Genomic DNA, 20,587 nt, shown 5'->3' with positions numbered 1-20,587 from the left:
TGGAAGCACGCTAATGGCTACGATTCATGTAGACGGCAAAGAATACGAGGTCAACGGAGCGGACAACCTGTTACAGGCTTGCCTCTCTCATGGCCTTGATATTCCCTATTTTTGCTGGCATCCGGCGCTGGGAAGCGTTGGTGCCTGCCGCCAGTGCGCGGTGAAGCAATATCAAAACGCGGAAGACACGCGTGGCCGCCTGGTGATGTCCTGTATGACTCCGGCATCCGATGGCACCTTTATCTCTATTGATGACGACGAAGCGAAACAGTTCCGTGAAAGCGTTGTGGAATGGTTGATGACCAACCACCCGCACGACTGTCCGGTCTGTGAAGAAGGCGGCAACTGCCACTTGCAGGATATGACCGTCATGACCGGTCACAGCTTCCGTCGCTATCGTTTCACTAAACGTACCCACCGCAATCAGGATCTGGGGCCGTTCATCTCTCACGAGATGAACCGCTGCATCGCCTGCTACCGCTGCGTGCGTTACTACAAAGATTACGCTGACGGCACCGATTTGGGTGTGTACGGCGCGCACGACAACGTCTACTTCGGTCGTCCGGAAGATGGCACGCTGGAGAGCGAATTCTCCGGTAACCTCGTTGAAATCTGCCCAACCGGCGTTTTCACCGACAAAACCCACTCCGAGCGCTATAACCGTAAGTGGGATATGCAGTTTGCGCCAAGCATCTGCCAGCAGTGTTCTCTGGGTTGTAACACCAGTCCGGGTGAGCGCTACGGCGAACTGCGTCGTATCGAAAACCGTTACAACGGGACCGTAAACCACTACTTCCTCTGCGACCGGGGTCGTTTCGGTTACGGTTACGTGAACCTGAAAGACCGTCCACGTCAGCCGGTTCAACGTCGTGGCGATGACTACATCACCCTCAACGCCGAACAGGCGATGCAGGGCGCGGCCGATATTCTGCGCCAATCGAAGAAAGTTATCGGCATCGGTTCTCCGCGTGCGAGCGTGGAAAGCAACTTCGCGCTGCGTGAGCTGGTCGGGGCAGAGAACTTCTATACCGGTATCGCCAAAGGCGAGCAGGAACGTCTGCAGCTGGCCCTGAGAGTGTTGCGCGAAGGCGGGATTCACACCCCTGCGCTGCGTGATATCGAATCTTATGATGCGGTACTGGTTCTCGGGGAAGACATCACCCAGACCGGCGCGCGCGTTGCGCTGGCGGTTCGCCAGGCGGTGAAAGGGAAAGCACGTGAAATGTCCGCGGCACAGAAAGTGGCTGACTGGCAGATTGCGGCAATCCTCAACATCGGTCAGCGTGCGAAACATCCGCTGTTCGTGACCAATGTCGACAACACGCGTCTGGACGACATCGCGGCGTGGACCTACTGCGCTCCGGTAGAAGATCAGGCGCGTTTAGGCTTCGCCATCGCCCATGCACTGGATGACAGTGCCCCAGCGGTAGACGGCCTGAGCAATGACCTGAAAGGTAAAGTGGACGTGATCGTGCAGGCTCTGGCCGGTGCGAAAAAACCGCTGATTATTTCCGGCACCAACTCCGGTAGCGCTGAAATCATTCAGGCCGCAGCCAACGTGGCCAAAGCCCTGAAGGGCCGTGGCGCAGACGTCGGCGTGACCATGATTGCCCGCGCGGTGAACAGCGTTGGCCTCGGCATGATTGGCGGTGGCTCGCTGGAAGAAGCCCTTGACGAACTGGAAAGCGGTTCTGCCGATGCGGTAGTGGTGCTGGAAAACGATCTGCACCGTCACGCTTCTGCCGCCCGCGTTGATGCTGCGCTGTCTAAAGCGCCACTGGTGATGGTTATCGACCATCAGCGTACCGCTATCATGGACAAAGCCCATCTGGTGCTGTCCGCCGCGAGCTTCGCGGAAAGCGACGGCACCGTGATTAACAACGAAGGCCGCGCCCAGCGTTTCTTCCAGGTTTACGACCCGGCTTACTACGACCGCAACGTCATCATGCTGGAAAGCTGGCGCTGGCTGCACTCTCTGCACAGCACCCTGGAAAGCCGTGAAGTGGACTGGACGCAGCTGGATCACGTGATTGACGCTGCCGTGGCTGCGCTGCCGCAGCTGGCTGGCATCAAAGATGCGGCCCCGGATGCCTCGTTCCGTATTCGTGGTCAGAAGCTGGCCCGTTCGCCTATTCGCTCCAGCGGTCGTACCGCCATGCGCGCGAATATCAGCGTACACGAACCGCGTCAGCCGCAGGATAAAGACACCATGTTCGCCTTCTCAATGGAAGGGAACAACCAGCCAACCGCCGCCCGGTCGCAAATTCCATTTGCGTGGGCTCCAGGCTGGAACTCCCCGCAGGCATGGAACAAGTTCCAGGCGGAAGTGGGTGGACATCTGCGTAACGGCGATCCGGGAGTGCGTCTGATTGAAGCCTCTGAAAACGGTCTGGCTTACTTTGACCATGTTCCGGCGAGCTTCGAAGCGCAGGACGGTCAGTGGCGTATCGCACCGTACTATCACCTGTTCGGGAGTGACGAACTGTCACAGCGTTCGCCTATCTTCCAGCAACGTATGCCTCAGCCGTACATCAAGCTTAACCCGGCCGATGCTGCGAAGCTTGGCGTTAACGCGGGTGCGCAGTTGGCCATCAGCTACGACGGTCAGACCCTCAACCTGCCGCTGGTGCTTTCCGACGCACTGACAGCAGGGCAGGTCGGTCTGCCAATGGGGATGCCAGGTATTGCGCCAGTACTGGCGGGTGCGCATATTGAAAATCTGCAGGAGGCGAAAGCATGAGTTGGTTAACACCGGATGTTATCGACATTCTGTTAAGCATCCTGAAAGCGGTTGTTATTCTGCTGGTGGTTGTCACCTGCGGGGCGTTCATGAGCTTTGGTGAACGTCGTCTGCTCGGTCTGTTCCAGAACCGTTATGGACCGAACCGCGTAGGCTGGGGTGGTTCACTCCAGCTGGTGGCAGACATGATCAAGATGTTCTTCAAAGAGGACTGGGTTCCGAAATTTACCGACAAGGTTATCTTTACCCTTGCACCGGTAATCGCGTTCACCTCTTTGCTGCTGTCGTTCGCCATTGTCCCGGTCAGTCCGACCTGGGTGGTCGCTGACCTCAACATCGGTATCCTGTTCTTCCTGATGATGGCAGGCCTGGCGGTTTATGCCGTACTGTTCGCGGGCTGGTCGAGTAACAACAAATACTCACTGCTCGGCGCAATGCGTGCGTCTGCTCAGACCCTGAGCTACGAAGTGTTCCTCGGCCTGTCGCTGATGGGCGTCGTAGCACAGGCAGGCTCCTTCAACATGACCGATATCGTCAATAACCAGGCGCATCTGTGGAACGTGATTCCGCAATTCTTCGGCTTCATCACTTTCGCTATCGCGGGCGTTGCGGTTTGTCACCGTCACCCGTTTGACCAGCCGGAAGCGGAGCAGGAACTGGCCGACGGTTACCACATTGAATATTCCGGCATGAAGTTCGGTCTGTTCTTCGTCGGTGAATATATCGGTATTGTCACCGTTTCAGCGCTGATCGTGACGCTGTTCTTCGGTGGCTGGCAGGGTCCGTTCTTACCACCGTTCATCTGGTTCGCGCTGAAAACCGCGTTCTTCATGATGATGTTCATTTTGATCCGTGCTGCATTGCCGCGTCCGCGTTATGACCAGGTGATGTCCTTCGGCTGGAAAGTCTGCCTGCCGCTGACGCTGATCAACTTGTTGGTAACGGCGGCTGTCATTCTTTGGCAGGCGCAATAAGGGGCGAATAGACCATGACCTTAAAAGAATTATTAGTGGGCTTTGGCACCCAGGTTCGCAGTATCTGCATGATCGGGATGCATGCGTTCGCCAAACGCGAAACGCAGATGTATCCGGAAGAGCCGGTTTATCTGCCGCCGCGCTACCGTGGCCGTATCGTGCTGACGCGCGATCCGGACGGGGAAGAGCGTTGCGTAGCCTGTAACCTGTGTGCGGTAGCCTGTCCGGTTGGTTGTATCTCTTTGCAAAAAGCAGAGACCAAAGATGGCCGCTGGTATCCAGAGTTTTTCCGCATTAACTTCTCACGCTGCATTTTCTGCGGTCTGTGTGAAGAAGCGTGCCCGACCACGGCGATTCAGTTGACCCCGGATTTCGAACTGGGTGAATACAAGCGTCAGGATCTGGTGTACGAGAAAGAGGATCTGCTGATTTCCGGTCCGGGCAAATACCCGGAATATAACTTCTACCGGATGGCGGGTATGGCAATCGACGGCAAAGATAAGGGCGAAGCAGAGAACGAAGCCAAGCCTATCGACGTCAAGAGCCTGTTACCGTAAGGAGAGGGGCAATGGAATTCGCATTTTATATTTGTGGTCTGGTCGCCATCCTGGCCACGCTGCGGGTCATCACGCACACCAATCCGGTGCATGCGCTGCTGTACCTGATTATCTCCCTGCTGGCGATTGCCGGGGTGTTCTTTTCGCTCGGCGCGTACTTCGCCGGTGCGCTGGAGATAATCGTCTACGCTGGGGCCATCATGGTGCTGTTCGTGTTCGTGGTAATGATGCTCAACCTGGGCGGAGCCGAAATCGAGCAGGAACGTCAGTGGCTGAAGCCGCAGGTGTGGATTGGGCCTGGCGTACTGTCCGTGGTTCTGCTGGCGGTGATTGTTTACGGTATCCTGGGCGTTAGCGACCAGGGCATCGACGGCAACGCCATCGGCGCGAAAGAAGTGGGTATCGCTCTGTTTGGTCCGTACGTACTGGCGGTGGAGCTGGCCTCCATGCTGCTGCTGGCGGGCCTGGTGGTAGCCTTCCATCTGGGACGTGAAGATCGTGCCGGGGAAGTGCTGAGCAACCGTGTGAACGATAGCGCGAAAAGAAAACCGGAGGAGCAAGCATGATCCCCTTAACACATGGACTGATCCTCGCCGCGATCCTCTTCGTTCTCGGTCTGACCTGTCTGGTTATCCGCCGCAACATGCTGTTTATGTTGATCGGTCTGGAAATCATGATTAACGCCGCCGCGCTGGCCTTTGTGGTTGCGGGCAGCTACTGGGGCCAGACCGACGGTCAGGTGATGTATATCCTCGCTATCAGCCTCGCGGCTGCGGAGGCGAGTATTGGCCTGGCGCTGCTGCTGCAGCTCCACCGTCGCCGCCAGAACCTGAACATCGATTCAGTAAGTGAGTTGCGTGGATGAACATGCTTGCCTTAACCATTATTTTGCCATTGATTGGCTTCCTGCTGCTCTCCTTCTCCCGTGGCCGCTGGTCGGAAAACGTTTCCGCTACCATCGGTATGGGGTCTGTCGGCTTAGCAGCGCTGGTCACCGCCTATGTTGGCGCTGATTTCTTCGCCAACGGCAAACAGGCCGTCAGCGTTCCGCTGTGGAACTGGATGTCGGTCGGTGATTTCAACGTTGGCTTTAACCTGGTGCTCGATGGCCTGTCGCTGACCATGCTCTCTGTGGTCACCGGTGTTGGCTTCCTGATCCACATGTTCGCCTCCTGGTATATGCGCGGGGAAGAGGGTTACTCCCGCTTCTTCGCCTACACCAACCTGTTCATCGCGAGCATGGTGGTGCTGGTGCTGGGTGATAACCTGCTGCTGATGTATCTGGGCTGGGAAGGCGTAGGCCTGTGCTCCTATCTGCTGATCGGTTTCTACTATACCGATCCGAAGAATGGCGCTGCGGCGATGAAAGCCTTCGTGGTGACCCGTGTCGGTGACGTGTTCCTCGCGTTCGCGCTGTTCATTCTCTACAACGAATTGGGCACGCTGAACTTCCGCGAAATGGTTGAACTGGCTCCTCAGCACTTCGAAGCGGGCAACAACATGTTGACCTGGGCGACGCTGATGCTGTTGGGCGGTGCGGTCGGTAAATCGGCACAGCTGCCGTTGCAGACCTGGCTTGCGGACGCAATGGCTGGCCCAACGCCGGTTTCAGCGCTGATCCACGCCGCGACCATGGTCACCGCGGGTGTCTACCTGATTGCCCGTACTCACGGTCTGTTCCTGATGACGCCGGAAATTCTGCATCTGGTGGGGATTATCGGGGCGGTAACCCTGGTGCTGGCAGGTTTTGCCGCGCTGGTGCAAACCGATATCAAACGCGTACTTGCCTACTCCACCATGAGCCAGATTGGTTACATGTTCCTGGCGCTGGGCGTACAGGCGTGGGATGCAGCGATTTTCCATCTGATGACGCACGCGTTCTTTAAAGCGCTGCTGTTCCTCTCGTCTGGTTCGGTTATCCTGGCGTGCCATCACGAGCAGAATATCTTCAAAATGGGCGGCCTGCGTAAGTCGATTCCGCTGGTGTATGTCTGCTTCCTGGTCGGGGGGGCCGCGCTGTCTGCGCTGCCGCTGATTACCGCAGGCTTCTTCAGTAAAGATGAAATCCTTGCCGGAGCCATGGCGAACGGTCACATCAATCTGATGGTGGCGGGTCTGGTAGGGGCGTTCATGACTTCCCTGTATACCTTCCGCATGATCTTCATCGTGTTCCACGGCAAAGAGCAGATTCATGCTCACGCAGGGAAGGGGATTACGCATCACCTGCCGCTTATCGTGCTGCTCATTCTGTCCACCTTTGTGGGCGCGATGATTGTGCCGCCGTTGCAGGGCGTCCTGCCGCAGACCACTGAACTTGAACATAGCCACGTGCTGACGCTGGAAATTACCTCCGGGATCGTCGCGATTGCTGGCATTCTGATTGCCGCATGGCTGTGGCTGGGTAAACGTACGCTGGTTACCGCGATTGCCAACAGCGCGCCGGGCCGTCTGCTCGGAACCTGGTGGTACAACGCGTGGGGCTTCGACTGGCTGTATGACATGATTTTCGTCAAACCGTATCTGGGTATTGCGTGGCTGTTGAAACGCGATCCGCTGAATAGTCTGATGAATATCCCGGCCATTCTTTCCCGCTTTGCAGGTAAAGGCTTGCTGGTCAGCGAGAACGGTTATCTGCGCTGGTATGTGGCATCCATGAGCATTGGCGCGGTGGTTGTACTCGCGCTGCTGATGGTGTTGCGCTGAGTTTGAGGATTGGGGTTGTTTTGCCCGGTGGCGCTGCGCTTACCGGGCCTACAGAATCGTAGGTCGCCATCCGACATAATGACCCAACGTTATTTTTAGAATTCGTTGAAAATCTGTTCCTGAAGTACAGGCGAGCGAGATAGCCTGAGCAGGAGTAAATATAAGGGACATACGTAGCTATGTTATTACCCTGGTTGATACTAATCCCGTTTATCGGCGGCTTCTTATGCTGGCAGACCGAACGCTTCGGCGTGAAGATGCCGCGCTGGATTGCGCTGATTACAATGGGACTGACGCTGGCCCTGTCCCTGCAACTGTGGTTGCAGGGCGGTTATTCTCTGACGCAAGCCGCTGGCATCCCGCAATGGCAGTCTGAATTTATTCTGCCGTGGATCCCACGCTTTGGCATTACGGTTCACCTCGCTATCGACGGCCTGTCGCTGCTGATGGTGGTGCTGACCGGGCTGCTCGGCGTGCTGGCAGTGCTCTGTTCCTGGCGTGAAATTGAAAAATACCAGGGCTTCTTCCACCTCAACCTGATGTGGATCCTGGGCGGCGTGATCGGCGTGTTCCTCGCCATCGACCTGTTCCTGTTCTTCTTCTTCTGGGAGATGATGCTGGTTCCGATGTACTTCCTGATCGCGCTGTGGGGCCACAAAGCCTCCGACGGTAAAACGCGTATCACGGCGGCAACCAAGTTCTTCATCTATACCCAGGCGAGTGGTCTGGTGATGTTGATTTCGATTCTGGCGCTGGTGTTCGTACACTACAACGCGACCGGCGTCTGGACCTTCAACTACGAGCAGCTGCTGAAAACGCCGATGGCCCACAACGTGGAATATCTGCTGATGCTTGGCTTCTTCATCGCCTTCGCGGTGAAAATGCCGGTGGTTCCGCTGCACGGCTGGCTGCCAGATGCGCACTCCCAGGCACCGACCGCCGGTTCGGTTGACCTGGCCGGTATCTTGCTGAAAACCGCAGCCTATGGTCTGCTGCGTTTCGCGCTGCCGCTGTTCCCGAACGCGTCCGCCGAGTTCGCACCGATTGCCATGTGGCTGGGTGTTATCGGTATCTTCTACGGCGCGTGGATGGCCTTCACTCAGTACGACATCAAGCGTCTGATTGCTTACACCTCCGTGTCGCACATGGGCTTCGTGCTGATCGCGATTTACACCGGTAGCCAGCTGGCATACCAGGGGGCAGTGATTCAGATGATTGCGCACGGTCTGTCCGCAGCGGGTCTGTTCATTCTGTGTGGTCAGCTGTACGAGCGTCTGCATACCCGCGACATGCGTATGATGGGCGGCCTGTGGAGCAAAATTAAATGGCTGCCTGCGCTGTCGATGTTCTTCGCAGTGGCCACGCTGGGGATGCCGGGTACCGGTAACTTCGTCGGCGAATTCATGATCCTGTTCGGCGCGTTCCACGTAGTGCCGGGTATCACCGTGATTTCCACCTTCGGTCTGGTCTTCGCCTCTGTTTACTCGCTGGCGATGCTGCATCGCGCTTACTTCGGTAAAGCGAAAAGCGAAATTGCGGCCAAAGAACTGCCAGGGATGTCGCTGCGCGAGCTGTTTATCATCCTGCTGTTAGTGGTGCTGCTGGTTCTGCTCGGGTTCTACCCACAGCCGATCCTCGACACCTCACATGCTGCGATGGGCAATATCCAGCAGTGGTTTGTTAATTCTGTTTCTACTACAAGGCCGTAAATCGCCATGACAATAACTCCACAACAACTGATCGCACTGCTACCGCTGCTGATCGTCGGCTTGACGGTGGTGGTTGTGATGCTCTCCATTGCGTGGCGACGCAATCATTTCTTCAATGCCACGCTGTCGGTTATCGGCCTGAACGTCGCCCTGCTGTCGCTCTGGTTCGTAGGTCACGCGGGTGCAATGGACGTGACGCCGCTGATGCGCGTCGATGGTTATGCCATGCTTTACACCGGGCTGGTGCTGCTGGCGAGTCTCGCCACCTGTACCTTTGCCTATCCGTGGCTTGAGGGCTACTACGACAACAAAGAAGAGTTCTACCTGCTGGTGCTGATTGCAGCCCTGGGTGGCATTCTGCTGGCAAACGCTAACCACATGGCGGCCCTGTTCCTCGGGATCGAGCTTATCTCGCTGCCGCTGTTCGGCCTCATTGGTTATGCCTACCGCCAGAAGCGCTCGCTGGAAGCCAGCATCAAATACACCATTCTGTCTGCCGCAGCGTCTTCCTTCCTGCTGTTCGGTATGGCGCTGGTGTACGCGAACTCCGGCAGCCTGTCGTTCCTGGCCCTGGGTAAAGCACTGGCCGACAACATGCTGCATGAGCCGCTGCTGCTGGCTGGTCTGGGTCTGATGATTGTTGGTCTCGGCTTTAAACTTTCTCTGGTGCCGTTCCACCTGTGGACGCCAGACGTGTATCAGGGTGCGCCTGCGCCGGTCTCTACCTTCCTGGCGACCGCGAGTAAAATCGCTATCTTTGGCGTGGTCATGCGTCTGTTCCTGTACGCCCCGGTGGGCGACAGTGAAGCCGTGCGTGTGGTGCTGGGCGTAATTGCCTTCGTTTCCATCATCTTCGGTAACCTGATGGCCCTGAGCCAGACCAATATCAAGCGTCTGCTCGGTTACTCCTCCATCTCGCACCTGGGTTATCTGCTGGTGGCACTGATTGCGCTGCACAGTGGCAAGATGTCCATGGAAACCGTTGGCGTGTATCTGGCCGGTTACCTGTTCAGCAGCCTTGGCGCATTCGGCGTGGTCAGCCTGATGTCGAGCCCGTACCGTGGCCCGGATGCAGATTCTCTGTACTCCTACCGTGGGTTGTTCTGGCATCGTCCGATCCTGTCCGCCGTTATGACGGTGATGATGCTGTCTCTGGCCGGTATCCCGATGACGCTCGGCTTTATCGGTAAGTTCTACGTGCTGGCGGTCGGTGTTCAGGCTCACCTGTGGTGGCTGACGGCGGCAGTGGTGGTGGGTTCCGCGATTGGTCTCTACTACTACCTGCGCGTAGCGGTAAGTCTGTATCTGGAAGCGCCACAGCAGCTGAATCGCGATGCGCCATCAAACTGGCAATACAGCGCGGGTGGTATCGTGGTACTGATTTCCGCACTGCTGGTGCTGATCCTCGGTATCTATCCTCAGCCGCTGATAACGATTGTTCAGATGGCAATGCCAATGATGTAAAACAAAAACGGTAACCCAAGGGTTACCGTTTTTGTTTGTACTCCCTCTCCTGTGGGAGAGGGTATCAGGCCGCTAAAAAATCACACCGACTGTAATCGACTGATCAGCGGCCCCTCTTCGCGGCGGTCGGCGCGCTCCAGCACTTCCTTAATCACTGATGACAGCTCGTTAATTTCGAACTTGGCGACGTAGCCGTCGGCTTTCACTTTGCGGATATGATCTTCGTTGGCGTTGCCTGACAAAGACGAGTGGATAACCACCGGGATTGCCTTCAGGCGCGGGTCGGATTTGATTTTGCGCGTCAGGGTGAAGCCGTCCATCTCGGGCATTTCAAGGTCGGTCAGCACCAGCGCAATCTTATCGGTCACCGGCACGCCTTCGTTCAGCGCTTCTTTCGCCAGCTTTTCAATCGTCTCCCACGCCTGCAGTCCGGTGATATGCATTTTCGCCGGGATTTCCATCGCCTGGAGGCCTTTCTCCAGCATCGCCCGCGCGACCTTCGAGTCTTCAGCAACAATCGCTGTGGCACCCGGTTTGATGCGCTGCTTCGGCGCGGTCAGGCGGGTGGCGTGCAAATCATGGTCAGCTGGCACGATGTCATACAGGATTTGCTCCACGTCAATAACCATCGCCAGGTTATTACTGTCTCGCTCATTATCCAGACAGGCAATGCTGGTGATGTACTGACCGTTCACCGCTTTTTCTGCGGTATGCACCTGGGTCCAGTCGAGGCGAATGATGTTCTCCACTGACTCCACCGCAAACGCCTGCACGCTGCGGGCATATTCGGTGATCAGCAGGATATTCAGCCCACTTTCTGCTTTGCACCCCAGCACCGACGGCAGGTCAATCACCGGGATAATCTGGTCGCGAATATTCACCATCCCCATCACCGGAGCCTTAATGCCCGCCGGTTTGGTGAACGAGGGCATCGGCACGATTTCGCGCAGTTTAAACACGTTAATGCCGAACAGTTCGGACTTGTCACCATCAGCCGACGCTCCCAGGCGGAACAGCAGCAGTTCAAAGCGGTTCGACAGCGTCAGATTGGCCCTGTCGTCGATATCTTTCTGGAAATTATCCATCTTGCCCTCAGAGTAAACAGTCAGGTCGTGCCTTTACTCTGTTATCGGCAAATATCATTAAAAGTTAAACCAAAGGGAACACGCTGAAATCTTCTGCCAGTTCGCAGGGCTCGAACACGCTGCGACATTCGGCCAGCAGGCGCTGACAGCCGTGCCAGTCATAGCGAGAACTGACGTGGGTAATGATGAGCTTGCCGACCTTCGCCTCGCGGGCCAGCTGCGCGGCCTGAACGGAGGAGGAGTGCCCGCGGCTGTTGGCTTTTTCTGCCATCTCCTGTTCGAGCGTGGTTTCATGCACCATCACATCGACACCCTTTGCCAGCTCAAGCGCGGCCGGGCAGGGGGCGGTATCGCCGAAAATGGCCAGGCTGATACCCGGGGTGCTGGGGCCAAGATAGTCCTGACCGTTCACCCTGCGCCCGTCGGGCATTTCCACCGTCAGCCCTTTTTTTAGCTGCTGGAACAGCGGCCCGGCTTTAATACCATCGGCCAGCAGGCGGGCGGCATCGAGCGGGCCGGGCTTATCATGCTGGTCAATGCGATAGCCATAACATTCCACCGGGTGATTGAGCGGATAAGCGCTGACCTTAAAAAAACCGTCGTCAAACACCACGCCGGGACCGATTTCTTCGATGCTGAGCGGATAGTCAGTCCACGACCCGCTCAGGCGCAGGGCGGTTTCAACAAACTCACGAATGCCTTTCGGGCCATAAATCGTCAACGGCGACGGATTCCCCTGCATCGAACGGCTGCACAGCAGACCTGGCAAACCGAAAAGATGATCGCCATGCAAATGGGTAATAAAAATTTTATCCAGCTTGCCCGGATGATGGCTGGTCTTCAGAAACTGGTGCTGCGTGCCTTCCCCGCAGTCAAACAGCCACATCTGCGAAAGGTTTGGCTGTTGCAAATTCAGGACCATCGACGTCATATTACGGTGACGGGTGGGTACGCCTGCGGATGTCCCGAGAAAAATCAATTCCATAACGCAATCACCTCAAAGCGTTAAATAAAAAAGACAGTATAACGGAGCACAATATGATTCAGTGGAACGATCTTCATCACAGCCAGTTAACCGTTCAACAGCTGTACGCGATACTGCAATTGCGCTGTGAGGTATTTGTGGTGGAGCAGCGCTGTGCTTATCAGGATGTCGATGGCGACGACCTGGTCGGCGAGAACCGACACATCCTCGGCTGGCGCGACGGCGAGCTGGTCGCGTATGCGAGGATTCTGAAAAGCGAGGCCGAATTTGAGCCAGTGGTTATCGGTCGGGTGATTGTTAGCCAGGCGGTTCGGGGTGAAAAACTCGGCGTTCAGCTGATGGAACACACCCTCGCCAGCTGCCTGCAACACTGGCCGCAGAAGGCGTTGTACCTGGGCGCGCAGGCCCATCTCCAGCCGTTCTATGCCCGCTTCGGTTTTGCTCCGGTCACCGACGTTTATGACGAAGACGGTATCCCACATATCGGCATGGCGCGAGAAGCGAACTCGTAAACCATTGTCTATAGTTAGCGGACAGGTTTAACCAAGGAGAAAACTGATGGCATATCATTCTTATGAATCACGTATCGACGACGATCTGGCCCTGCTAAGTGAGACTCTGGAAGAAGTGTTAAGCTCCTCAGGCGATCCGGCCGATCAGAAATACATTGAGCTTAAGCTGCGTGCTGAGCAGGCATTGCAGGAGGTCCAGGCCCGTGTTAGTCAGGCGTCGGACACCTATTACTACCGCGCCAAACAGGCGGTGAATCGTGCAGACGACTATGTTCACGAAAAACCGTGGCAGGGAATTGGCGTCGGGGCTGCCGTCGGGCTGGTTCTGGGTCTGCTGTTAGCGCGTCGATAAAAACCGCTCCCTCCTCATGGGTACTGCATTTTTCAGGCAGTACCCTTTATACTCGTCATCCTTCAAGTTGCATGTGCGTTGGCTACGTCTGCTCATCCCAGTCACTTACCTATGTAAGCTCCCGGGAACTCGCAGATTTGCCGCCTTCCTGCTGTTTGAATTTATGTAGAGTATATAATTTGTGGTTTTTATCTGAGGGAGGTTCGCGTGCATTCCATTACCGCTGCGCTGGAAAACCTGTTGGGTTTTCTGTCCGATGACATGCCTGAAGCGCCTGGTTCGCGAATTTTCGATACATCCTTCCCTCTGAATGACGCCTTTGATCCTCTAAGCTGGCTTTGCAGTCAGACACAATTCCCGCAATTTTATTGGCAACATCGCAACGGTCATGAAGAAGTCGCGGCCCTGGGGGCGGTGCGACAGTTCACTTCACTGACGCAGGCCAATGCTTTCCTCCTGCAGGATCAACCGACTTTGCGTATTTGGGGGCTGAATGCCTTCGAACCCGAAAACGGACAACTGTTTTTGCCGCGTCTGGAATGGCGACGCGATGCCGGGAAAGCAACATTACGCCTGACGCTCAGTAGTGACGTTTCCCTGCAAGAGGATGCTCGTCAGGCCAGCAAATTTTTAACCACCTTACTGCCTTCACGCACGTTGCCCACCCTCAGTGGTGAGCTAAAAGGCGAGCGCCATTTCCCTGACCACGCGGGATGGGTGGGGCTGATAGACGCCGCCACCGACACCATTGCGAGCGGTGCGCTCGATAAGGTGGTCCTCGCCCGCGCCACCGATTTACGTTTTGCCACCCCGCTGCACGCCGGAGCGATGATGGCCGCCAGCCGTCGCGTGAATCTCAACTGCTACCACTTTCTGATGGCCTTCGGGGCGCAAAGCGCATTTCTGGGATCGACCCCGGAACGGCTTTGGCGGCGGCAGGGCACCCAGCTTAAAACGGAAGCGCTGGCGGGCACGGTGGCGAGCCATCCTGATGAAAAACAGGCCCGACATTTTGCCGACTGGCTGATGCACGATGATAAAAACCAGCGTGAAAATCTGCTGGTGGTGGAAGACATCTGCCAGCGTTTACAGCAGGACGTCAACGCCCTCGAAGTGCTGCCCCCGCAGGTCATTCGCCTGCGAAAGGTGCAGCATCTACGGCGCTGTATCCTGGCCGAGCTGAAAAAACCTGACGACACACGCTGCCTGTCCCAACTCCAGCCCACGGCGGCAGTCGCCGGATTACCGCGTGAACAGGCGCGTCGGTTTATTGAAAATCACGAGCCCTTCGTCCGGGAATGGTACGCCGGTTCTGCTGGTTATCTCAGCCTGGCGCAGAGTGAGTTCTGCGTAGCGCTGCGGTCGGCGAAAGTCACCGGCGAGGTCGCGCGGCTGTATGCCGGGGCGGGTATTGTTCGAGGGTCTGATCCTGAGCAGGAATGGCAGGAAATCACCCAAAAAGCGGCGGGGCTACGCTCTTTACTGCTTTCCGAATAACAGATAACCGACTCATATCAATAACCTGTCGCTATCACTCATCTATAATAATCAGCAAAATTGATACTGGACAATATCATGTCAGTAAGCGCATTTAACCGACGCTGGGCGGCGGTAATCCTTGAAGCATTAACCCGCCACGGCGTGCAGCACGTCTGCATTGCGCCGGGGTCGCGTTCGACCCCGTTGACGCTGGCGGCGGCTGAAAACCGCGCCCTGATAGCTCACACCCATTTTGACGAGCGTGGCCTTGGTCACCTGGCGCTGGGGCTGGCAAAAGCGAGCCAACAGCCGGTGGCAGTCATTGTCACCTCCGGTACTGCGGTGGCAAATCTCTATCCCGCCCTGATTGAAGCCGGGCTGACCGGTGAAAAACTGATCCTACTGACCGCTGACCGCCCACCGGAACTGATCGACTGCGGCGCTAATCAGGCCATTCGCCAGGCGGGCATCTTCAGCTCTCATCCTTCTCAAACGCTTTCGCTCCCGCGTCCGAGTCAAGATATTCCGGCCCGCTGGCTGGTCTCGTCGATTGACAACGCGCTGGGCCAGCTGCACAGCGGCGGGGTGCATATCAACTGTCCGTTTGCCGAACCGCTGTATGGCGAAATGGACGACACCGGCCTCGACTGGCAGCAGGCGCTGGGCAACTGGTGGCAAAGCGACAAGCCATGGCTGCGCGAAGCCCTGCATCTGGAAAGTGAACCGCAGCGCGACTGGTTCTTCTGGCGACAAAAACGCGGGGTGGTGGTGGCCGGGCGCATGAGCGCCGCGGAAGGCAAGAAAGTGGCTGAATGGGCGAAAAACCTCGGCTGGCCGCTGATTGGCGATGTCCTGTCGCAAACCGGTCAACCGCTGCCGTGTGCGGATTTATGGCTCGGCAACGCCAAAGCGGTGACCGAACTTTCTCAGGCACAAATCGTGGTCCAGCTCGGCAGCAACCTGACCGGGAAACGTCTCCTGCAATGGCAGGCCAGCTGCGAGCCGGATGAGTATTGGCTGGTGGATAATCTGCCCGGACGGCTCGACCCGGCCCATCATCGTGGTCGGCGGCTGGTGTGCCACATCGACAGGTGGCTGGATTTACATCCGGCTGAACCGCGCCAAAGCTGGTGTGTGGATGTGCCAGACCTGTCCCGCCAGGCATGGCAGAAAACCGAGGTGCTGCGAGATACCTTCGGTGAAGCGCAACTGGCCCACCGCATCAGCGATTACCTGCCCGATCAGGGCCAATTATTTGTCGGCAACAGTTTAGTGGTGCGCCTGATTGACGCGCTTGGTCAGCTACCCGCCGGATATCCGGTGTTCAGCAACCGGGGGGCCAGCGGTATCGACGGGCTGATTTCAACCGCTGCGGGCGTCCAGCGCGGCAGTGCGAAATCAACGCTGGCGATCGTCGGCGACCTGTCGGCGCTGTACGATCTTAATGGTCTGGCGCTGCTGCGTCAGGTTTCGGCCCCGCTGGTGTTGATTGTGGTGAATAACAACGGCGGGCAGATTTTCTCCCTGCTACCGACCCCGGCGAAAGAACGCGAACGCTTCTATCTGATGCCGCAAAACGTCAATTTTGAACACGCCGCGAAGATGTTCGGCCTGCATTACCATCGCCCGGAAAACTGGGCGGCACTGGACGAGGCGATGCGGGGCGCATGGCGTCAGCCGGTGACCACGGTTATCGAACTGGTGGTGAACGACACTGACGGGGCGCAGACGTTGCAGCATTTACTGGCAGAGGTCAGCCAGCTATGACCCTGCACGCCGTGGCGCAAAGCGGGGACACTGACCAGCCGTGGCTGGTTTTTCTGCACGGCTTTTCGGGTGATAGCCGGGAATGGCAGCCGGTGGGCGAACAGCTCGGTGCGTTCTCCCGACTGTATGTCGACCTGCCTGGTCACGGCGGATCGGCGGCGATCCCGGTGACCCGTTTTACAGATGTCTGCCGGGAACTGCAGGCTACGCTGGATAGTTACAACATCCTTAAATATTGGCTGGTGGGCTATTCGCTGGGTGGGCGCGTGGCGATGTTTGCGGCGAGCCAGACGGAAATGCCCGGCTTGAAAGGACTGATTGTTGAAGGCGGGCATCCCGGTCTGGAAGATGAACCCGCCCGCCGGGCGCGCGAGCAATCCGATGCGCAATGGGCACAGCGCTTTCGCCATGAATCTCTCACGGACGTGTTCGACGCCTGGTATCGCCAGCCGGTGTTCGCCTCACTGAGCGAAGCCCAGCGCCATGAACTGGTGGCGCTACGCACGAAAAATAACGGCCCACAGTTGGCGGATATGCTGCTCGCCACGTCTCTGGCGGTGCAGCCTGATTTACGCCCGGCGCTGACCGCGCCTGCCAGAGACTATGCTTTCTGGTATCTGTGTGGTGAACGTGATGCCAAATTCCGCGCTATCGCGGAGCAGCTGGCTGCGCCATGCCACCTCATTCCTCACGCCGGACACAACGCTCACCGGGAAAACCCCGCGGCGGTGGCCGGTTTTCTGACACAAATTCTGAACGACTGACGACAGGACTTATTATGATTTACCCTGATGAAAAAACGCTGTACGCCCCGGTTGACTGGCAGGACTGCTCCGAAGGTTTCGAAGATATTCGTTATCAGAAATCCTCTGACGGCATTGCCAAAATCACCATCAATCGCCCACAGGTGCGCAACGCCTTCCGTCCGCTGACGGTCAAAGAGATGATTCAGGCGCTGGCGGATGCCCGTTATGACGACAATGTCGGGGTGATTATTCTCACCGGCGAAGGTGACAAAGCCTTCTGCGCCGGGGGCGATCAGAAAGTGCGCGGCGATTACGGCGGATACCAGGACGATGCGGGCACTCATCACCTGAACGTCCTGGATTTCCAGCGTCAGATCCGCACCTGCCCGAAACCGGTTGTCGCCATGGTGGCAGGCTATTCCATCGGCGGTGGTCACGTGCTGCACATGATGTGTGACCTGACCATTGCCGCGGACAACGCTATTTTCGGCCAGACCGGCCCGAAAGTCGGCTCCTTCGACGGCGGCTGGGGCGCATCCTACATGGCCCGCATCGTGGGGCAGAAGAAAGCGCGTGAAATCTGGTTCCTGTGCCGTCAGTACGACGCTAAACAGGCGCTGGATATGGGCCTGGTCAACACCGTGGTACCGCTGGCGGATCTGGAAAAAGAGACCGTGCGCTGGTGTCGTGAAATGCTGGAAAACAGCCCGATGGCACTGCGCTGCCTGAAAGCAGCCCTCAACGCTGACTGCGATGGTCAGGCCGGTCTGCAGGAGCTGGCGGGCAATGCCACCATGCTGTTTTACATGACTGAAGAAGGGCAGGAAGGCCGCAACGCCTTCAACCAGAAGCGTCAGCCTGATTTCAGCAAATTCAAACGGAATCCATAATGCGACACGCCCAGGTATATCGCTGGCAGATCCCCATGGACGCGGGAGTGGTTCTGCGCGAGCGGCGACTGAAAACCCGCGACGGGCTGTTGGTTCAGCTACGCCAGGGCGATGCCGAAGGCTGGGGCGAGATTTCGCCCTTGCCAGGATTCAGCGAAGAAACGCTGGAGCAGGCCCAGACGGCGGTTCTCGCCTGGGCCAACGCCTGGCGTGACGGTGGCAATCCCGACCTGCCGCAGCTGCCTTCTGCCGCGTTTGGCCTGAGCTGTGCGCTGGCAGAGCTGCACGACGAATTACCGCAGGCGGCGGATTATCGTGCGGCCCCGCTGTGTACCGGCGACCCGGACGAACTGTTTGCGGTCCTTGAGGCGATGCCCGGCGAGAAGGTGGCGAAGGTGAAAGTGGGGCTGTGGGAAGCGGTCCGCGACGGTATGGTCGTCAACCTGCTGTTGGAAGCCATTCCCGATTTACAGCTGCGACTCGACGCCAACCGGGCGTGGACGCCGCTGAAAGCGCAGCAGTTCGCCAAATATGTAGATCCTCAATACCGCCCGCGCATCGCTTTTATCGAAGAGCCATGCCGGACCCGGAACGACTCCCGCGCGTTTGCCCAGCAAACCGGGATAGCTATCGCCTGGGATGAAAGCCTGCGCGAAGCCGATTTCACCTTTACCGCTGAGCCTGGCGTCAAGGCGGTAGTGATCAAACCGACGCTCACTGGCAGCCTGCAAAAAGTCCGTGAACAGGTCGCGGCGGCGCATGCCCAGGGCATAACGGCGGTGATCAGCTCATCGATTGAATCCAGTTTGGGCCTGACACAGCTGGCGCGAATTGCCGCGTGGCTGACGCCGGATACCCTGCCGGGGCTGGATACGCTGAACCTGATGCAGGCACAATTGATTCGCCGCTGGCCGAACAGTCAATTACCGTGCCTCAGCTGCGAGAGTTTGGATCCGCTGGTATGATTTTCGCTGATTATCCGTGGCGGCACTGGTGCGCTGAGCGACCGCTCGCCCAGGCGCTGCGTCTGGGCGACGAAACGCTAAGCTGGCAGCAGCTGTGTCAGCGGGTTGACGCTCTGGCCGCTGGGTTTGCCGCACAGAACGTACACCCGGACGACGGTGTGTTACTCCGGGCGTACAACCATCCGCAGACCCTGCTGGCATGGCTGGCGCTGTTGCAGTGTGGGGCGCGCGTTCTACCGGTGAATCCTCAACTGCCGCGTGAGCTGGTGGCGGCGCTACTGCCACAGTTTTCGTTGCGTCATGCCGTATTGCTAAGCGGTGACATACCGTTTGCCGATTTAACGACGCTCTCCTTGCAACAAGCGGCACACGCCCCGGATGTCGCCTGGCAGGCAGAGCAGCTGGCGACCCTGACCCTGACCTCCGGCTCCAGCGGTTTACCGAAAGCGGCGGGGCATACGTTTGCTGCCCATCTGGCCAGCGCCGAAGGGGTGCTGGCGCTAATTCCCTACCGCGACACCGACGACTGGCTGCTGTCGTTGCCGCTGTTTCACGTCTCCGGGCAGGGCATTCTCTGGCGCTGGCTGCACAACGGTGCGCGGCTGACGGTGCGTGAACGCCTGCCGCTGGCGCAAATGCTGGCGGGCTGCACCCACGCCTCGCTGGTGCCAACGCAACTCTGGCGACTGCTGAACGACGGCGAACCGCTGACGCTCAACTCGGTGCTGCTCGGCGGAGCGGCGATCCCAGTTGAGCTGGCGGAGCAATCCCGTGCGCATGGGATCCGCACCTTTTGCGGCTACGGGCTGACGGAATTTGCCTCGACGGTGTGCGCCAAAGAAACCGACGGCGAAGCGGATGTGGGCCGTGCGTTGCCGGGGCGGGAAGTCAAAATCGTCAACGGTGAAATCTGGCTGCGGGCAAACAGCATGGCCGCTGGCTATTGGCGAAACGGTGCGCTGACCCCGCTCACTAACGCCGAAGGCTGGTTTCCCACCCGCGATCGTGGCGAACTGCACGACGGGCGTCTGACGGTGTTGGGGAGAATGGATAACCTGTTTTTCTGCGGCGGGGAAGGCATTCAGCCGGAACAAGTGGAGCGGGTGATTAGCCGTCATCCGCAGGTCGAACAAATCTTTATTGTGCCGCTGGACGACGCTGAGTTTGGTCAGCGTCCGGTGGCGGTAGTGGAAGGCAGTGACGGGTTTGATGTCACGCAGATGCCACAGTGGGCAGAGGACAAACTGGCGCGTTTTCAGCAACCAGTGTGCTGGTTAATGCTGCCCGCCAGTCTGAAAACCGGCGGGATAAAAATTTCCCGCCGGGCATTACTGGCGTGGGTCAATGCCACGCTGCGCGGTTAACTCGCTGCAACCACCGCTTTGCGTTGACGGCGTTTGCGCATCAGGCGCAGCACCAGAGGCATGACGATAACCACTCTCGCCAGTATCAGCCGCGTTATCGCCACCCCGTTTTGCCACAGGATACCGACGCTGCCGTTGCTGATAGTCAGCGCGCGGCGCAGGTTTTGCTCCAGCATTTCTCCCAGCACAAAGCCGAGGATCAGCATTCGTCTGTGGGTGAAATAATTGCGCCTCAAAACGATTTCAGGTAGCAACTGGTTACAATCCTGTGGGAGTTCACTTTGATAGTGCATTG

General features: G+C 57.7%; 18 protein-coding genes and 1 pseudogene. 16 read left to right on the top strand and 3 right to left on the bottom strand.

The annotated features are described in order from the left end of the window. Positions 1-13: 13 nt before the first annotated feature. The 8 genes from nuoG (at position 14) to nuoN (ending at position 10,147) form a co-directional block, all read left to right on the top strand. The gene (nuoG, locus tag SIK69_RS13045; RefSeq protein WP_319786252.1) at positions 14-2,740 is read left to right on the top strand and encodes an NADH-quinone oxidoreductase subunit NuoG; all 2,727 of its coding nucleotides are present in this window, start codon (positions 14-16) and stop codon (positions 2,738-2,740) included. Then, positions 2,737-3,714: an NADH-quinone oxidoreductase subunit NuoH gene (nuoH, locus tag SIK69_RS13040; RefSeq protein WP_319628846.1), complete on the top strand. Its 978-nt coding sequence runs from the start codon at positions 2,737-2,739 to the stop codon at positions 3,712-3,714. Before nuoG ends, nuoH begins: the two co-directional genes overlap by 4 nt. Before the next feature lie 14 nt (positions 3,715-3,728). Next, positions 3,729-4,271: an NADH-quinone oxidoreductase subunit NuoI gene (gene nuoI / locus SIK69_RS13035; protein WP_015365590.1), complete on the top strand. Its 543-nt coding sequence runs from the start codon at positions 3,729-3,731 to the stop codon at positions 4,269-4,271. Between the two features lie 11 nt (positions 4,272-4,282). Then, the gene (gene nuoJ / locus SIK69_RS13030) at positions 4,283-4,837 is read left to right on the top strand and encodes an NADH-quinone oxidoreductase subunit J (protein WP_319628847.1); all 555 of its coding nucleotides are present in this window, start codon (positions 4,283-4,285) and stop codon (positions 4,835-4,837) included. Next, the gene (gene nuoK / locus SIK69_RS13025) at positions 4,834-5,136 is read left to right on the top strand and encodes an NADH-quinone oxidoreductase subunit NuoK (RefSeq protein ID WP_319628848.1); all 303 of its coding nucleotides are present in this window, start codon (positions 4,834-4,836) and stop codon (positions 5,134-5,136) included. Before nuoJ ends, nuoK begins: the two co-directional genes overlap by 4 nt. Continuing rightward, positions 5,133-6,974, top strand: coding sequence for an NADH-quinone oxidoreductase subunit L (nuoL, locus tag SIK69_RS13020; protein WP_319786251.1), 1,842 nt, complete (start codon positions 5,133-5,135; stop codon positions 6,972-6,974). The genes nuoK and nuoL overlap by 4 nt, the downstream gene beginning before the upstream one ends. A gap of 179 nt (positions 6,975-7,153) precedes the next feature. Next, positions 7,154-8,683 carry an NADH-quinone oxidoreductase subunit M gene (nuoM, locus tag SIK69_RS13015; protein WP_319628850.1) on the top strand — a complete coding sequence of 510 codons (1,530 nt, stop codon included), beginning with the start codon at positions 7,154-7,156 and terminating at the stop codon, positions 8,681-8,683. Positions 8,684-8,689: 6 nt separating this feature from the next. After that, positions 8,690-10,147 carry an NADH-quinone oxidoreductase subunit NuoN gene (gene nuoN / locus SIK69_RS13010; RefSeq protein ID WP_319628851.1) on the top strand — a complete coding sequence of 486 codons (1,458 nt, stop codon included), beginning with the start codon at positions 8,690-8,692 and terminating at the stop codon, positions 10,145-10,147. Positions 10,148-10,227: 80 nt separating this feature from the next. Here nuoN and SIK69_RS13005 read toward each other — a convergent pair whose 3' ends face one another. Next, positions 10,228-11,232 carry a chemotaxis protein gene (locus SIK69_RS13005; protein WP_319628852.1) on the bottom strand — a complete coding sequence of 335 codons (1,005 nt, stop codon included), beginning with the start codon at positions 11,230-11,232 and terminating at the stop codon, positions 10,228-10,230. A gap of 64 nt (positions 11,233-11,296) precedes the next feature. Continuing rightward, entirely contained in the window at positions 11,297-12,217 is a 921-nt protein-coding gene (gene rnz, locus SIK69_RS13000) for a ribonuclease Z (protein ID WP_319628853.1), read from the bottom strand. 53 nt (positions 12,218-12,270) lie between these two features. Here rnz and SIK69_RS12995 point away from each other — a divergent pair, with 53 nt between their 5' ends. From SIK69_RS12995 to menE, 8 genes are all read left to right on the top strand, one after another. Continuing rightward, positions 12,271-12,729 (top strand): GNAT family N-acetyltransferase, encoded by a 459-nt coding sequence (locus tag SIK69_RS12995; protein WP_319628854.1) that lies wholly within the window; start codon positions 12,271-12,273, stop codon positions 12,727-12,729. Positions 12,730-12,775: 46 nt separating this feature from the next. Next, positions 12,776-13,081, top strand: a complete 306-nt coding sequence (elaB, locus tag SIK69_RS12990) for a stress response protein ElaB (protein WP_319628855.1) — start codon at positions 12,776-12,778, stop codon at positions 13,079-13,081. Between the two features lie 207 nt (positions 13,082-13,288). Then, on the top strand, positions 13,289-14,578 hold the full coding sequence (gene menF / locus SIK69_RS12985) for an isochorismate synthase MenF (protein WP_319628856.1): 1,290 nt from the start codon (positions 13,289-13,291) through the stop codon (positions 14,576-14,578). A 78-nt stretch (positions 14,579-14,656) separates the two neighbouring features. Beyond that, the gene (gene menD, locus SIK69_RS12980; RefSeq protein WP_319628857.1) at positions 14,657-16,327 is read left to right on the top strand and encodes a 2-succinyl-5-enolpyruvyl-6-hydroxy-3-cyclohexene-1-carboxylic-acid synthase; all 1,671 of its coding nucleotides are present in this window, start codon (positions 14,657-14,659) and stop codon (positions 16,325-16,327) included. Then, on the top strand, positions 16,324-17,091 hold the full coding sequence (gene menH, locus SIK69_RS12975; protein ID WP_319628858.1) for a 2-succinyl-6-hydroxy-2,4-cyclohexadiene-1-carboxylate synthase: 768 nt from the start codon (positions 16,324-16,326) through the stop codon (positions 17,089-17,091). The genes menD and menH overlap by 4 nt, the downstream gene beginning before the upstream one ends. Before the next feature lie 14 nt (positions 17,092-17,105). After that, positions 17,106-17,963 (top strand): 1,4-dihydroxy-2-naphthoyl-CoA synthase, encoded by an 858-nt coding sequence (menB, locus tag SIK69_RS12970; protein ID WP_319628859.1) that lies wholly within the window; start codon positions 17,106-17,108, stop codon positions 17,961-17,963. Then, the gene (gene menC / locus SIK69_RS12965; protein ID WP_319628860.1) at positions 17,963-18,928 is read left to right on the top strand and encodes an o-succinylbenzoate synthase; all 966 of its coding nucleotides are present in this window, start codon (positions 17,963-17,965) and stop codon (positions 18,926-18,928) included. Before menB ends, menC begins: the two co-directional genes overlap by 1 nt. Continuing rightward, positions 18,925-20,292 carry an o-succinylbenzoate--CoA ligase gene (menE, locus tag SIK69_RS12960; RefSeq protein ID WP_319786250.1) on the top strand — a complete coding sequence of 456 codons (1,368 nt, stop codon included), beginning with the start codon at positions 18,925-18,927 and terminating at the stop codon, positions 20,290-20,292. Before menC ends, menE begins: the two co-directional genes overlap by 4 nt. Here the strand turns inward: menE and SIK69_RS12955 are convergent. Next, positions 20,289-20,531 (bottom strand): annotated as a pseudogene (locus tag SIK69_RS12955) (tripartite tricarboxylate transporter permease); the annotation flags it as partial. The gene menE and the pseudogene SIK69_RS12955 sit on opposite strands and share 4 nt — an antisense overlap. Positions 20,532-20,587 lie beyond the last annotated feature (56 nt).

The organism is Scandinavium lactucae (assembly GCF_033843265.1).
Lineage (GTDB): Bacteria > Pseudomonadota > Gammaproteobacteria > Enterobacterales > Enterobacteriaceae > Scandinavium > Scandinavium lactucae.
The sequence above is the reverse complement of the archived record's forward strand: the minus strand, read 5'-3'. Positions and strand labels throughout refer to the sequence as shown.